The organism is Desulfitobacterium hafniense DCB-2 (assembly GCF_000021925.1).
GTDB classification, from domain to species: Bacteria; Bacillota; Desulfitobacteriia; order Desulfitobacteriales; family Desulfitobacteriaceae; genus Desulfitobacterium; species Desulfitobacterium hafniense.
Map to the genome: position 1 here is coordinate 3,484,995 of NC_011830.1, position 14,278 is coordinate 3,499,272.

The following is a 14,278-nucleotide window of genomic DNA, read 5'->3' on the forward strand; positions in this document are numbered from 1 at the left end:
GGAAAAGCCCTTTGGGGTCTGTCCTAAAAGAGCTTTCCCAACAGGCTTTGGACAAGTCGAATTTGAAGTATGCCTTGGGGTTGACTTGTCCACACTGCCCACAGGCACGACGGCTGCATGGGGTATGCGTTATCCTGTGTGCATCTTGTTGCGGTTGACCATATCTACTGAATTTCCAGTTTTCTATGGTCATTTAAATACCCCACGTTCCATTAGTTTTTGGGACTCGTGGGGCAGGAACTAAATCAATTATACGAGGAGGATAACATAAAGATGAATTCCCGAACTTTCCCCAAAAGCATACCCTGGATTTTGGGCTTATCCTTGCTCCTGCTTCTTTCCGTTGTCATCTGTGTGATGACCGGCTCCGTCTCCCTGCCTTTTCATCTGACCTGGAAGATCATTTTAAACCATCTGCCTTTTTTGAGCTTTGACCCCAGCTGGTCCTCAGCCCAGGAATCCATCGTTTGGAATCTGCGCCTGCCCCGGGTCTTTTTAGCCCTCATCGTTGGGGCCATGCTGGCAACCTCGGGAGTGGCTTTTCAAGGAATTCTGCGCAATCCTCTGGCTGATCCCTATATCCTGGGGGTCTCCTCCGGAGCCGCCATTGGCGCCGCCTCCGCTATCCTTTTTTTTCGCAGCTTTTCTTTCTTCGGTCAATCGGCCCTGCCCCTCTTCGCCTTTGCCGGAGGGCTTATTTCTCTGGCCTTTGTCTTCTCTCTATCCAGACAGCATGGTCAGTTTGAACGGGAAACCTTAATCCTGGCCGGTGTGGTAGTGCAGGCTTTGCTAAGTGCCTTTCTCTCTCTTCTGATTGCCGTTTCCGGCGAGCAGATGCAGCAGATTATCTTCTGGATGATGGGCAGTCTCGCCAACAGCAGCTGGCAGAATGTCCTGATCCTTCTCCCTTATTTTCTGCTCGGCTTGGCCTATCTTCTCTTGCAAAGCCGGGAGCTGAATGTCATCGCTTTAGGGGAAAGAGCGGCCACTCACCTGGGAATCAATGTGGAGCGCAAGAAAATTGCCATTCTCATGGTCGGTTCCTTATTGGCCACAGCCGCAGTCTCCATGGTGGGGATTATCGCCTTTGTCGGTTTGATCATTCCCCATCTCATGCGCCTCCTCGTAGGACCTGACCACCGGATTCTCTTGCCGGTGTCTACTTTAGCGGGAGCAATCTTCCTTTTGTGGTCGGATACCATGGCCAGAACCCTGCTCCAATCCCAGGAGATTCCCATCGGAGCGATTACAGCCTTTGTCGGCGCACCCTTTTTCGCCTATCTTTTAAAAAGTGGTTTAAGGAGGGGTTAGGATGAACCTGTTCGAGATTCAGAACCTTAATCAACATTATGGCTCCTTTGCTGTGTTGCGGAACCTCTCCTTTGCCATCAGCCAGGGAGATATGTTTGGCATTATCGGCCCCAATGGCAGCGGCAAATCGACTCTTATCCGTACCATCAGCGGCCTTCAGCCTCCTACTTCCGGCAAGGTCCTGTTGATGGACAGACCCCTTTCCTCCCATACCTCAAAAGAGCTGGCCCGCCAGATTGCCGTTCTGGAGCAGGAGGGTACCCCTGCCCTGCCCTTTACCATAGAGCAGATCGTATCCATGGGACGCTATCCCTGGTTAAAACCTTTTGCCGACCTGGGCTCCCATGATAAGGCTGTGGTGGAGAACATACTCGTTAAACTCAATCTTGGGCCTAAACGCTCCCAAAAAGTCAGCACCCTGAGCGGCGGTCAGCGCCAACTGGTCTCTCTGGCCCGGGCCATGGCTCAGGAGCCCCGGATACTTATCCTGGATGAACCCACCACCTATTTGGATATCGGCCATCAATCCTTAGTCATGGATCATGTCCGTCAATGGCATGACGAGTTAGGCATCACTGTGATTATGGTCTTGCACGATTTAAATATAGCGGCTCAGTATTGCAACCGGATTCTCCTTCTCGATCAAGGGGAAATCGTTACCTGGGGTAAAAAGGAAGACGTGCTCCGGGAAGAAACGTTAACCCAGGTCTATAAAACGGATTTAGTTCAAGTTCATCATCCCAAATTAGGCGTACCTCAATTTCTCTTAAGCGGAAAGTAGTTCCACATCTTAACAAAACCTGGTGATATAACCAATCATCCTCTAAGGACATCGTGAAAAAATTATCTTATACTGAGGACAACCTGTCAGATTGCGATGGGTTGTCTTTCACTTTTGCGTCGTTTACTTTGAAAGGAGAACTTTATGAAAAAATTTATCAATAAACTTTTCGTTTCTCTTCTAGCCTTGGGGTTTTTCGCCACTACCCTCTTTGCTTACCCGCAGACCATGGCAGAGCCCGGTACAGCTCAAGATCTGGCTTGGGTTGAGGAAATGGCCCTTGCTCCCCAAAGCGATACTGTTGAAAGCGATCTTGAAGCTGTTCTAGCCTCCAGAGAACTGGCCAGGGCCGATGCCGACAGACAAGCTGCAATCGGAGCAGCAACCGGTGAAATTTCCCGTGGGTCCCAGTCCAGCTCTGCACCCTCACAAGCCCCGAAAAGCACTGCTTCCAGCTCTTCTGCCACTTCTGACAAGAAGTCTGCCGCTACAAGCAAAAGCACCGCCAGCGCCGCCAAAGCTTCCGTCAAAACCAGTGCCTCCAGCACTACCTCCAAAGCTACTGCCGTGATCAACACGGCCAAAAAGTATATCGGAGTGCCTTATGTTTGGGGCGGCACTACGACCAGCGGCTTTGACTGCTCCGGATACACCCAGTACGTCTTCGCTCAGCATGGCATTTCCTTGCCCCGGGTATCCAGGGATCAATATAAGGTGGGCACGGCCGTTTCTTACAGCAACCTCAAGGCCGGGGACCTGGTCTTCTTCTCCTTGGATGGTGATAAAGTCATCGACCATGTGGGGATTTTCCTGGGCAATGGACAGTTCATTAATGCCTCCAGTTCAAAAGGAGTAACCATTTATACCATGGGTTCCTATTGGCAATCCCACTTCATTGGAGCAAAGCGCGTATTTTAGAAGGTTGCGACCATGTATACCCGAAATTCGGAATCGATTACGAATTTCGGCAGACCCTGTCAAGGGGATTCTTAACGTAAGTTCATAAAAAGGGAGCATCGCCGGGCTACTGCAAAACGTAGCTTTCAGGCAATGCTCCCTTTGCTTAAAAAGAGACTCGAAGCTGACTCTCCAGGATTTTGGGTCTGAGGGCATAAGCTTCTACTCCCTGATCGGCTGGGGATGAAACTCTACTCCATAGCGCTCGCTTAACCAATTCGCCTTCCATTTGTCCAGAAGCAGGACAGCATAATTTTCATCCTGATCCAAGACCACCATACTCATGCTGGATTCCTTAAGAATACGAATCTTTTCTTCATCCTTAGGTATCCATTGAACCATTTCGTAAGGCAAATTGTTGATTTGGACCTCTACTCCATACTCATCCCGCAGACGGTATTCCAGGACTTCAAACTGCAGTTGGCCCACGACTCCGATCACGGGAGCCTCTACCCCAATATTCAAATCCCGGAAAACATGGATGGCCCCTTCTTCTTGAAGCTCCTGTATTCCCTTGATAAATTGCTTTCTTTTCAAGGCATTGGCGATGCTGACCCGGGCAAAGTTTTCCGGACTGAAAAACGGCATGGCCTCAAATTCAATACCATCCTTTTCCGCCAGAACATCACCGATGCGGAGTACTCCGCTGTCATGAACCCCAATGATATCTCCGGCATATGCCTCGTCCAAAATGGTCCGCTCCTGGGCAAAGAGCTGCTGAGGCTGAGCCAGCCTCATTTTGCGATGGGTCCGATTATGAATGACATTCATTCCCCGTTCGTATCTGCCCGAGCAGATGCGAATGAAAGCAATACGGTCCCGATGCATGGCGTTCATATTGGCTTGAATCTTAAAGACAAAGCCCACGAATTGTTGACTTGCCGGCTCTAAAATCCCTAGGTTGGATTGCCGCGGGGCGGGAGCCGGGGCTAATTTCAAGAAGCTGTCCAGGAAATTGGGTACACCAAAATTATTCAAAGCGCTGCCAAAGAACACGGGAGTTACTTCCCCCCGATCCATCCGCTCCTGGTCAAAGACATTCCCGGCCATATCCAAAAGTTCGATTTCCTCCCGGAGTCGCTGCAGCAAATCTTCCCCGATCCATTCTTTGATCCAGGGATCGTCAATGTGACCTGTTTGCCGTGTATCATCATGGCCTTTGCGCAATCCGTCGGTAAAGCACTCCACCTGACCCGTTTGCCGGTCATAAATTCCTTTAAAATCAGCTCCGCCGCCGATGGGCCAATTCATGGCATAGGCTTCGATGCCTAAAACTTTCTCCACTTCATCCATCAGATCGATGGGGTGCTTCCCCTCCCGGTCCATCTTGTTAATGAACGTAAAAATGGGAATCCCCCTGCGCCTGCAGACTTCGAAAAGCTTAATGGTTTGTGTCTCCACACCTTTCGCCGCATCGATCAGCATCACAGCACTGTCGGCAGCGGTTAACGTGCGATAGGTATCTTCACTGAAATCCTGGTGACCCGGAGTATCCAGAATATTAATGACAAATCCCTGATAATTAAACTGCATGGCGCTGGAGGTAATCGAAATTCCCCTCTGCCGCTCCAGTTCCATCCAGTCTGAAGTAGCATAGCGTTGGGTTTTTCTGGCCTTAACATTCCCTGCCAGATGGATAGCTCCCCCAAACAACAGCAATTTTTCAGTCAGCGTGGTCTTCCCTGCATCAGGGTGGGAGATAATAGCAAATGTTTTCCGGAAACGGATTTGTTTTTCAAGGGATATGCTCACAAGGTTTGCTCCTTACTCTATAAATTAGGATCAACTAAGATCTCTTTTTTCATTCATTGAGCGCTCCATAGCGCTGAACAGCATTTTATTATAACATAATAAATTCTGCGAAAAAAGGAATCAATCTGACTCCGATGGACAGGATTTCTGCTTTTTATCCATCTTAACCCGGCAGGAATCACCCTAAGCATGTGGAAATACTATGGGTAAAGGAGGAGGACTTGCTATGACGCTCTATGAAGTTCTGTATAATACCCTGAAGAAGGACTGTTGGAAATTTGACTATGATCAAAAGAACGAGTTGTTTCGCTTAGAGATTCGTGGTATTAACTGTGATTTCGTCTCTTTCATTATTGTCGATGAAGAGCAGGAATCTCTGCTTTGCAATACACATATCAAGCAGAAAATACCTTTTGCCAAGCGCGTAGAAGTCTGCAACTTCATGAATCGGATTAATTATGAACTTGCCATCGGCAATTTTGAAATGGATATGGATGATGGCGAAATTCGCTTTCGGACTTACCTGGATTCAGCCAATTCAGAGCCTTCCCAGGAACAGCTTATTAATCTCATCTGGAATGGTGCGCAAACCTTTGATACTTATTATCCTGGATTTATCAAAATCGTATCCGAAGATTATTCGGCTGAGGAAGCGGTGCGGGTTTGCTCCCAGGATGATGAGTCATAATCTATTAACATGATGCTTATTCTCCTGTTATTGGCATTAATAGTTGTTCTTTGATGATTAAACCAACAATTACCTGTTTATTTTCTCCTGCTGATTCAGATAATAAGACCGTCTCACTAACCAATACAAAAACTTAAGGAGGGACCCTAAAATGGCAGGAGAAAGAAGTACTAATCAACCAGCAGTTCAAGGAGCAACACAATCACTGGATCAATTCAAGTATGAGATCGCAAATGAACTCGGCGTTCAATTGGGCGGTGACCGCACCAGCCGTGAAAACGGATCTGTCGGCGGCATGATGACCAAGCGCATGATTCAATTTGCAGAAGAAAACCTCAAAAGAGGAACCCGCATCTAACCGTACATTAACCTTATGAGAGGTATCCGCAAGGATACCTCTTACCATTTGGGGACATAGTGCTAATGATGCAATAAAGAGCGGTTATCCCGCTCTTTATTCTTTAGTATTTAGTATTTAATTGTTCCGTCTGTCTCGGTCAGAAACTTCTTCTTGGCATCTAAGTGTTTGCGCACATCTTTTAATTGATGGGGTGAAAGTTCCTCGGCATTCTCGGCAAGAAATTGTTCGTTTTCCTGAATATTCTTGAGGGTTAACTCTATTTTCTTTAATTCTTCCTTCTGGGGTTTATTGCCATCTTTTCTAGGCATCTCTTATCACCTCAAGCTTATTTTCCCCTAAATCATTCAAAAAACTTTAGTAATATCTCCCAATTTGATATAATATTTAAGAATATAGCTTTGGCAAAGCAAGCAATGCTTTCAGGATTTACTTTAACATTCTGCACATACAAAAAAGATGATGATTAAGAAAGGAGCTCACTTGTGAAGGTTAAAGCGATCAGTTCTCCCGACCCACGACTTCTTGAGCAGGAATTAAATCAATGGCTGGAGGATAATCGCTGGGTCAAGATTGTCAATGTCACTCAAAGTACAGGTCAAACCCATCTCGTCTGCCTTTGGTATGAAGAACCCAATGTACCCGTGCTGGGTGGATAAATCCAAATAATTCATGCCATAATAGAAGAAACTTAGGAAAACCAAGCTTCAAATGAAGGGACTGTAGCTTTCATGAAAATCTCGCTCTTTATTACCTGCCTCGGGGACACCATGTTTCCGGATCTTGGTGAAACCATGGCCAAAATCTTTACCCGTTTAGGGCATACTGTAGACTTTCCTGAAGGGCAATTTTGCTGCGGCCAGATCTCCTTTAATTCCGGTTACATGGACGATACCCGCACCGTAGCCCGGGCGACCATTGACGCTTTCGAAAACAGTGAGGTAGTGGTAGCTCCCAGCGGCTCTTGTATCGGCATGATTCATCACAATTATCCCGACTTATTTAAGGATGATCCTGTGTATGCCAAAAAAGCCAAAGACCTGATCGACAAAAGCTATGAGTTTACCCAATTCGTGGTCAATGTCCTTAAAACCCCGGATCTCGGTGCCCGTTATCAGGCTAAGGTCACCTATCATCCTTCCTGTCATGCCACCCGTCTTTTGGGGCTTCGTGATGAACCTATGGCTATTCTGGAGAACATACAAGGCTTAGAGATACTCCCCCTGCCGGAAGCTCATCTCTGCTGCGGCTTTGGAGGTACTTTCTCCATTAAGATGCCCAAAATATCCGAAGCCATGGTCGCCGAAAAAGCTGAGCATGTTTTGGCCTCCGGTGCCGATATTCTGACCGGGCTGGATATGGGCTGCCTTATGAATATATCCGGCTATATGGAGAAGCACGGCCGCTCCATTCCGGCTATGCATGTCATTCAATTGCTCGGAAAGGGGATGTAACTATGTCACTGGATAATCACTATGACGTTGATGCCGCTTTAGATAAAGCTCTTAAAGATGATTTTCTGCGCAAGGCAACCCGCCGGGCTACCGATAGGCTGAGAAACAATAAACTGGCTATTACCGAAGAGCTGGGGAACTGGGAAGAATGGCGCCAGGTGGGAGAAAGAATCCGCAACCACGTCGTTGAAAACCTGGATTACTACCTTGACATGCTTATTGAAAATGTAGAAAAGAACGGCGGCCACGTTCACCTGGCCAAAACGCCGGAAGATGGGGTAAGAATCGTTCAGGAGATTTTCCAAAAGCATGGCTTCAAATCGGTGATCAAATCCAAATCCATGATTACGGAAGAAATTCACCTTAACCCGGTCCTGGAGAAAGACGGTATTGAGGTTGTGGAGACCGATTTAGCAGAGTATATTATCCAGATCGCCGATGAACCCCCTTCACATATTATTGTTCCGGCTATGCATAAAACCCGGGAGCAAATTGCCAAGCTCTTCGAGCCTATAGCAGGACATCCGCTGGAATCAGATACCCCAACCCTGACCAAATTTGCCCGGGAGCAGCTGCGGGAAAAATTCCTGACCAGTAAAATCGGCATAACCGGCTGCAACTTTGCCGTAGCGGATACAGGAACCATCACTATGGTTACCAATGAGGGCAATGGCCGTTTGACCAGTACCATGCCCGAGGTCCAAATCACCATGATGGGGATGGAGCGGATTGTCCCTTCCTACAAAGAGCTCAGCGTTCTTCTTAACCTGCTGGCCCGCAGCGCCACAGGACAGCGCCTCTCGGTCTACACCACCATGATTACTCCCCCCAAACGGGAAGGGGATATCGATGGACCTAAGGAATGGCATTTGGTCATTCTCGATCATAACCGCTCGGAAATCCTAGGGGATGAGGATTTCCGCTCATCTCTGCGCTGCATCCGCTGCGGAGCCTGCTTCAATGTCTGTCCCGTTTATCGCCAGGTTGGCGGACATGCTTACGGCTCTGTTTATTCAGGCCCCATCGGAGTCGTCATTACTCCCCTCCTGGAACAGAATTATGAGAAATGGGGGCATCTCCCCTACTACTCCTCTCTCTGTGCGGCCTGCTCCGAAGCTTGCCCGGTACGGATTCCCCTCCAGGATTTAATCGTCAAGCATCGGGACCGCAAGGTGCTCAAAGGCTATACTTCGGGTGTGGAAAAGAAGATCTTCAAATACTATGGCTATTACTTCTCCCATCCCAAGACCCTCAGCAAATTTGTCCGCTTAGGCTCCAAATTCCAATTTATCCTCATGCGCAACGGCAGAATTGCCTCAGGACCGCCGCCCCTCAGCAATTGGACCAACAGCAAGACCTTACCCCCTGTAGCCAAGCAAATGTTCCGGGATCAATGGCCGGAGTTGGAGAAGAAACTAAAAACTATGCAGCGAGGTGATCAATAATGAGTGAGCGTCAAGCATTTATCGCCAATATCGCTAAAAAACTGGGACGTCCCACTCCAACCTCTGTAGAACCTATCAAGCTTAAATTCCCCCTCTACCGGCTGGACTCCCAAGAGGAACGGATCGATAAATTCATGAAAATGTATGAAGCCATGGGCGGTAAAGCCGTGCAAGCTTCTACCGCTAAAGAAGCCGCCCAGGCTTTGCGGGAGTGGTTCGGGGAAAGCCCTCAGTGGCTCAACCCCAATTCCATTGTGGTTTGGAATGAGCTCCCTACGATGGCCCGGGCCTGTTTGGAAGAGCTGGGCTGGCCGGCCCGTTCCTATGCTGACCTTCCTGCCCCGGAACGCAACGCTATCATGGATAAGATGGAGTTAGGCATTACCGGAGCCGACTTCGGCATAGCCCAATCCGGATCTCTCGTTTTGAAAAGCAGTGCCAAACGGGGCCGGGCTGTCAGCCTGGTGCCCATCCGCCATCTGGCCTTTATCCCAGCCGCCTTCCTCAGGGACAGTCTCGACCAGGTCCTTGATGAACTTATGGGAACAGATATCCCGGCTGCTATTGAAATCATCTCCGGACCAAGCCGTACCTCAGACATTGAGATGGATCTTTCCATCGGTGTTCACGGTCCCGTGGAAGTTTTTTGCATCCTTATGATGGATTAATAGGTGAGCCATTCTGAAAGAATATACAAAAACAGGGCGGGAACTCAACTTAACCCTTGAGTTCCCGCCTTTCTTTAATAACACATCTCTTTTAGCCACACATCTGATCTTGATTGCCAAGCTGGCTACAGATCCATGTTTATACTCTGGGCTGCAAAGTAATTGATGATACTCTCTTTCTCCCGCACTTCCACATGAACTACGGGCTGACCCTCTCCTCCCTTGATGCCGCTCCACCGGTAATAGAGGGTTTGCTGATACTGCTGATTGATGATGGGATCAACATACTCCAGGTGTAGGACGATATAGTAGGGGTTTACATCAGGCTCGCTGATATCCACTTCATAGGGATCCAAAGCAATCACTAAACTGGAGCTCATGTCTTGAGGGATTTCATTCACCAGATAATTGGGTTCATTATGGATGGGTTTATCTTGTAGTTTTTCCGCAAAAACTATGGTCCGGCTGGCTAAATTCACTGCAGGATGAATTCCTACATTACTGAATTTGAACTCTAAGCGCAGACCGGATTTCAATTCAACCTGAGGGGACTCCCGCAGGGATAAGTAAGGACGTGAAGATTCACGATCAATTTTCCAGGCATTGAGCGTAACTGTAACCGTAATCGTGGCGGTAAGTGCCAAAATGCAGGTTCCAACCGTTGCTATAATACTGCTCCACTTGGTAAACTTATCTCCAAAGCTCATGGACTGACTCGCCACCTCCTTCTAAACAAACATCCTTTAGTGTTCTTCACATTTCTGTTTCCTATGCATTGAACCAGAAAAAGACCCACCTAAAGCATCAGGTGGGTCCCTGCCAAAGCATCCTTAAATGGCCGGATTTATTCTTTTTTCTTATAATAATAAAGAATGATTTTTAAAAGATACATTAGCAAAAAGATAGGTATAATAGCGATTGCAAGTCCAATGCGGTCATTGAATAGTGAATATAGTGCAATACAAACTAAAAGAAGAAATAGAAACAGTTTTAATTTCATAATGCTCTCCTTTTGAACTGGATTTCACTTCCAAATCTAAATCTTTTTTTATATATTATAGACATAATCTTGACAGATGCAAGTCGGTACAATTAGTACCGACTTGCATTTACCTTCCAATCTTTATAGTTTCTATATCTTCTGCTTTTTATAAGCCATCAATCGATTATTAACTTATGATCTGTATAACCACCAATTCCATTTACATCAGTCTCTAAATAGTATGTTGTATGATCGACAGGAAACCCAAGAAGAGAATAATGATCAGTAAGATATGCATAAGACACACCCTGTGTTGGGTCTCCTGGAATAACATAGGCGTCTGAGCCATCATTTGTCCACTCATCAGGCCATTGGTAGTCGGGAACAGTTCCCCAGCCATGATTGTTAATGCCGGTTATATTTCCGCCGGAAATAAACCAAGTAGTATCTAATTCGGCGGTTCCCATATATGTGTGATCATAATAGTCATTGACAGTATAGGAGTGGACGCATTTTGTATCCTGAGTACTAAATGCGCCATGATTAACTTCATTGATTTTAATTACATGAAGCATAAGTTTACCATCAATGGTTTCCTTATAAACACTTGAATCCTTAACCTCTACTTTAGCACCTCTTTTAATCTCAGGTATTTTATCAATTTCAAGCCTTTGTCCATCAATTATCACACTTTTATCATCGTGCGCCAGCGTTAATGGCTGTTGATCAATTGTTTGTGCAGAAACAGCCGGAACTATCACTGCTAAAATTAACATGATTGATAAACCTAGGGAAAAAAACAGATTTTTATTAATTCTCATTTTTCTTACCTCACTTCATCCTGAATTCTTAAATAATTACAAGTCTATTCATTAGCACATGAAATCGCCTTCTTTCAAAACTCATCATTCTTTTTTGCGTGAAGTCTTCTTGCAAGTATAATTTAGGTACAGCTATATTATCGATGAAATCCCCATTACTTTCCATACGCCATCGAGCCTATATTTTCGACTCAATTCTTCTATTTTTCTCTATACACCAATTTAATCAATTCGACCACAGACGCTATACCCAGCTTTTTATAAATGTTTTCAAGATGCTTTTTCACGGTAAAATGGCTAATATTTAAAATATCTGCAATTTCTTTTCGAGTGTATCCTTGAATCCGCAGTTTCGATATCTCTTTCTCGCGATATGTCAAATTTTTTCTTCCTGTGTTTTTATTCAGGTTAGAACTTCCATGCATTTGAACCACTCCTAATGAAAATGAAATCTTTTGAGATCTGTCTCACATTCTCCACAGGTCTTATTTTACACTGACTCACCTGTGTGCGACAAACCAGGTATGGGGCAGCCAATGCCCAGTTGGTATAGGAAAATGGCCAGAATAGAACATTAGGGCTATTTTTAAGCTCAAAAACACGAGATTTCGGAAAATTAATCCATAAAAGTATTTATATTCAATATGTAGTCATGCATACTGTGCCGCTGCCCCATGGATTTCCGTTCTGACCAGATGCTCTTGGTCCTTTAAATTTAAATCCCTTAATACTCCCATGTTCCAGCTTACTTCTCAGTTTAACCACGATTTGTTCTCGGACCAACTGATCTCGTTTGTCCTCCTCTTCTTTAAACACACGATATAACGTTTACTCTGATGGACCACTTCTTTAACCCTCAGGTTATCTTTCACGATGACATAAGGTTCCGGAGAGGTTGCGAGCTCTGAACCGGCCTTTATATTACGCATACGAACTCCTAGTATAGTGGAGCTTCAACCCTTCAAGGAGCTCTAACGTTCGTTTTCCCATCATGCCCCGGCCTCCCACGACGATGACTCGCCGAATATCAAGCGTTTCTTTAATTGACGCTTACATTGATTAAAGACAATCAAGAAAGCTTTTCGCAACACTCTAAAGTGTGAAGTATAGAAATTTTTCATTCTAAAATAGAACTTTCTTTTTATTAAACCAGAGTATATAATATCATCATGAATCAGATAGGCGATGGAGTTCGCCTTTAACCGCCGCTTGGCTAATGACTCCTGCCGGTTATCTATTGCCGGCAGGAGTCTTTTTATCTTTAGGGAGTGAGCTGAACATGATTTATTTATGGGTAGGTTGTGCCGGAATGTTCGGGGCAATGCTCAGGTATTTAATCGGTATTTCATTCTTTGCTGATAGTCGGTTTCCTTGGGCAACCTTAACCATAAATTTGTTGGGGAGCTTTCTCTTAGCCTGGCTGACAAGCTATGTATTCAAGAAAGTCCGCCTCTCCCCACATCTTTCTACAGCAATAGGAACAGGGTTCGTTGGTTCGTTTACAACCTTTTCAACCCTGAGTGTGGAGACGATCAGCTTATTTCAGGATGGCCATAACTTTTTAGCTATGGTTTATGTATTGGTAAGTCTCCTCGGGGGACTAACAATGAGCCACCTGGGCTTTAAGGTAAGTAAAGAGGTGCAGAAATCGTGATGGCATCACATATCCTTTTGGTTGGTATAGGCGGATTCTGTGGAGCAATTGTCCGTTATTTCTTCAGCAGGAAATTAAATAGCGGAAAACTACCGGTAGGCACGCTGACTGTGAATTTATCCGGAGCATTTCTTTTAGGAGCCATGGCCGGGGCTAATTTAAGTACGACAACAACGCTCTTGCTGGGAACAGGTTTCTTAGGTGCATTTACCACTTTCTCTACACTAAAACTGGAAATGGCTCAGCTGCAATTAAAAAAGGAGCATCGACTATTTATACTTTATACCACCATCACCTACGGTGGCGGAATTGCCCTTGCCTATTTAGGTTATTGGCTGGGCAGCTTTTTTCGTTGATGTTCGTCAACAAAAAAGTCGTCCTCCCCCCACTATCAGTGGAGAGAGGACGACTTTGGCTATTGGCCTCTATGTTGATTGTTTAGATTGTTTAGACTCCGTGATTTTTAGATTCCGTATCCATCATTGGCTAAGACTACCCGCTGCATATACCAGTTACTTATTACAGCAGATCCCAGCTTTTCTTAATGTGGTCGACCAGGTTATTGGGATCAACATCGGTATGACATTGTTCACAGTCCATCATGCCCCGGGTATTTTCCAAAGAATGACCCTTACCATGACAGATCATGCAGTCATCCACCACTTCATTCTTATAAACGGCTTTGAAATTCTTGCTGTGGAATTGATTTAACAGCTCCACAGTTTTAGCAGCTACATCTGCCGTCACGCGGGCGCAGCGCTCACTTCTGGCCTTGCTCTCAGCCTTGAGACCGCTGGCATCACACCACACGCTTACGGAAACGTGACAGAGAGGTGATTTGGCGACACTTTTTTCGATAGGCCCCTCATATTCCAAAGCCTTGCCTGCTTCCGGCATGAATTCAGGGAAAGGATGATCACAATACCAACCGAACAATTCGCTGACCACCTTATCCGCATCACTCTTAGGCATGGTGTAGTTAATGGCCGTAGCCGCACCGATCAGGGCTCCGCACAGGGTACCCCAGCCTCCGCCGCCGGTACCGCCCCAGCCCAGAACCTGCGTAGGAACATGGGTGTAGGGATAACCGATCTTTTCTCTTAATTGACCGATAACCGCCTCAAAGGCACCATAAGAACATTTGGATTTACCATAGCCGGCATAGCCGTCCAGCTTGGCTTTTTCCGGGTCCAGCTGTACATAAGGGTAGGGAAAACTTGGTGGTGCGCAATGCTCCCCTTCCGGCAATTGGGCAGCCTCCGCCACTTGGGTATGAAAGATGCTTGTGCCAACAGCTAAAGCTCCCGCCGCCAGAATACCGGATTTTAAAAACTTTCTTCTTGACATATCTTTTTCTTCACTCATTGAAACAGCCTCCCTTTCGTCACTATCCTACTTTGGATTTTC

Annotated in this window: 17 protein-coding genes, 1 pseudogene and 1 riboswitch; of the genes and pseudogenes, 11 read left to right on the plus strand and 7 right to left on the minus strand. The window is 46.1% G+C overall.

From position 1 onward, the window contains the following. Positions 1 to 273: 273 nt before the first annotated feature. From DHAF_RS16235 to DHAF_RS16245, 3 genes are all read left to right on the plus strand, one after another. Positions 274 to 1,311 carry a FecCD family ABC transporter permease gene (locus tag DHAF_RS16235; protein ID WP_011460055.1) on the plus strand — a complete coding sequence of 346 codons (1,038 nt, stop codon included), beginning with the start codon at positions 274 to 276 and terminating at the stop codon, positions 1,309 to 1,311. A gap of 1 nt (position 1,312) precedes the next feature. Further along, positions 1,313 to 2,092, plus strand: coding sequence for an ABC transporter ATP-binding protein (locus DHAF_RS16240; RefSeq protein ID WP_011460056.1), 780 nt, complete (start codon positions 1,313 to 1,315; stop codon positions 2,090 to 2,092). 144 nt (positions 2,093 to 2,236) lie between these two features. Next, positions 2,237 to 3,010, plus strand: coding sequence for a C40 family peptidase (locus DHAF_RS16245; protein WP_005812744.1), 774 nt, complete (start codon positions 2,237 to 2,239; stop codon positions 3,008 to 3,010). Between the two features lie 201 nt (positions 3,011 to 3,211). Here the strand turns inward: DHAF_RS16245 and DHAF_RS16250 are convergent, their stop codons facing one another. Continuing rightward, entirely contained in the window at positions 3,212 to 4,801 is a 1,590-nt protein-coding gene (locus DHAF_RS16250) for a peptide chain release factor 3 (protein ID WP_011460057.1), read from the minus strand. Positions 4,802 to 5,027: 226 nt separating this feature from the next. Between DHAF_RS16250 and DHAF_RS16255 the strand changes: the two genes are divergently transcribed. Together DHAF_RS16255 and DHAF_RS16260 are read left to right on the plus strand one after the other, a co-directional pair. Further along, positions 5,028 to 5,489 carry a YbjN domain-containing protein gene (locus DHAF_RS16255; protein ID WP_015944499.1) on the plus strand — a complete coding sequence of 154 codons (462 nt, stop codon included), beginning with the start codon at positions 5,028 to 5,030 and terminating at the stop codon, positions 5,487 to 5,489. Between the two features lie 151 nt (positions 5,490 to 5,640). Further along, a complete protein-coding gene (locus DHAF_RS16260) occupies positions 5,641 to 5,847 on the plus strand; it encodes an alpha/beta-type small acid-soluble spore protein (protein ID WP_005812750.1) in 207 nt (68 codons plus the stop codon). A 110-nt stretch (positions 5,848 to 5,957) separates the two neighbouring features. On the opposite strand, the gene DHAF_RS16265 is transcribed toward DHAF_RS16260, so the two are convergent. Beyond that, positions 5,958 to 6,158 (minus strand): hypothetical protein, encoded by a 201-nt coding sequence (locus DHAF_RS16265; RefSeq protein WP_005812752.1) that lies wholly within the window; start codon positions 6,156 to 6,158, stop codon positions 5,958 to 5,960. A 174-nt stretch (positions 6,159 to 6,332) separates the two neighbouring features. Here DHAF_RS16265 and DHAF_RS26135 point away from each other — a divergent pair, with 174 nt between their 5' ends. The 4 genes from DHAF_RS26135 (at position 6,333) to DHAF_RS16280 (ending at position 9,414) form a co-directional block, all read left to right on the plus strand. After that, entirely contained in the window at positions 6,333 to 6,506 is a 174-nt protein-coding gene (locus DHAF_RS26135) for a hypothetical protein (protein ID WP_005812755.1), read from the plus strand. A gap of 72 nt (positions 6,507 to 6,578) precedes the next feature. Next, a complete protein-coding gene (locus tag DHAF_RS16270) occupies positions 6,579 to 7,301 on the plus strand; it encodes a (Fe-S)-binding protein (RefSeq protein ID WP_005812756.1) in 723 nt (240 codons plus the stop codon). Between the two features lie 2 nt (positions 7,302 to 7,303). Continuing rightward, a complete protein-coding gene (locus tag DHAF_RS16275; protein ID WP_011460058.1) occupies positions 7,304 to 8,746 on the plus strand; it encodes a LutB/LldF family L-lactate oxidation iron-sulfur protein in 1,443 nt (480 codons plus the stop codon). After that, a complete protein-coding gene (locus tag DHAF_RS16280) occupies positions 8,746 to 9,414 on the plus strand; it encodes a LutC/YkgG family protein (RefSeq protein WP_011460059.1) in 669 nt (222 codons plus the stop codon). Before DHAF_RS16275 ends, DHAF_RS16280 begins: the two co-directional genes overlap by 1 nt. Positions 9,415 to 9,539: 125 nt before the next feature. Here the strand turns inward: DHAF_RS16280 and DHAF_RS16285 are convergent, their stop codons facing one another. The 4 genes and pseudogenes from DHAF_RS16285 to DHAF_RS25800 form a co-directional block, all read right to left on the minus strand. Next, positions 9,540 to 10,121, minus strand: a complete 582-nt coding sequence (locus DHAF_RS16285; protein ID WP_005812762.1) for a hypothetical protein — start codon at positions 10,119 to 10,121, stop codon at positions 9,540 to 9,542. A 451-nt stretch (positions 10,122 to 10,572) separates the two neighbouring features. Next, the gene (locus tag DHAF_RS16290; RefSeq protein ID WP_005812764.1) at positions 10,573 to 11,217 is read right to left on the minus strand and encodes a hypothetical protein; all 645 of its coding nucleotides are present in this window, start codon (positions 11,215 to 11,217) and stop codon (positions 10,573 to 10,575) included. 200 nt (positions 11,218 to 11,417) lie between these two features. Continuing rightward, complete coding sequence (locus DHAF_RS16295; protein ID WP_005812768.1) at positions 11,418 to 11,642, minus strand: helix-turn-helix transcriptional regulator; 225 nt, start codon at positions 11,640 to 11,642, stop codon at positions 11,418 to 11,420. A gap of 298 nt (positions 11,643 to 11,940) precedes the next feature. Beyond that, positions 11,941 to 12,243: pseudogene (locus tag DHAF_RS25800) on the minus strand (IS1634 family transposase); the annotation flags it as partial. Positions 12,244 to 12,389: 146 nt separating this feature from the next. Beyond that, a riboswitch (Fluoride riboswitch) is annotated at positions 12,390 to 12,450 on the plus strand. 46 nt (positions 12,451 to 12,496) lie between these two features. Here DHAF_RS25800 and crcB (DHAF_RS16300) point away from each other — a divergent pair. Further along, entirely contained in the window at positions 12,497 to 12,871 is a 375-nt protein-coding gene (gene crcB, locus DHAF_RS16300; protein ID WP_015944500.1) for a fluoride efflux transporter CrcB, read from the plus strand. Next, positions 12,871 to 13,227, plus strand: coding sequence for a fluoride efflux transporter CrcB (gene crcB, locus DHAF_RS16305; RefSeq protein ID WP_015944501.1), 357 nt, complete (start codon positions 12,871 to 12,873; stop codon positions 13,225 to 13,227). Before crcB (DHAF_RS16300) ends, crcB (DHAF_RS16305) begins: the two co-directional genes overlap by 1 nt. Before the next feature lie 163 nt (positions 13,228 to 13,390). Here crcB (DHAF_RS16305) and DHAF_RS16310 read toward each other — a convergent pair whose 3' ends face one another. Next, entirely contained in the window at positions 13,391 to 14,236 is an 846-nt protein-coding gene (locus DHAF_RS16310) for a C-GCAxxG-C-C family (seleno)protein (RefSeq protein ID WP_005812774.1), read from the minus strand. Between the last annotated feature and the right edge of the window lie 42 nt (positions 14,237 to 14,278).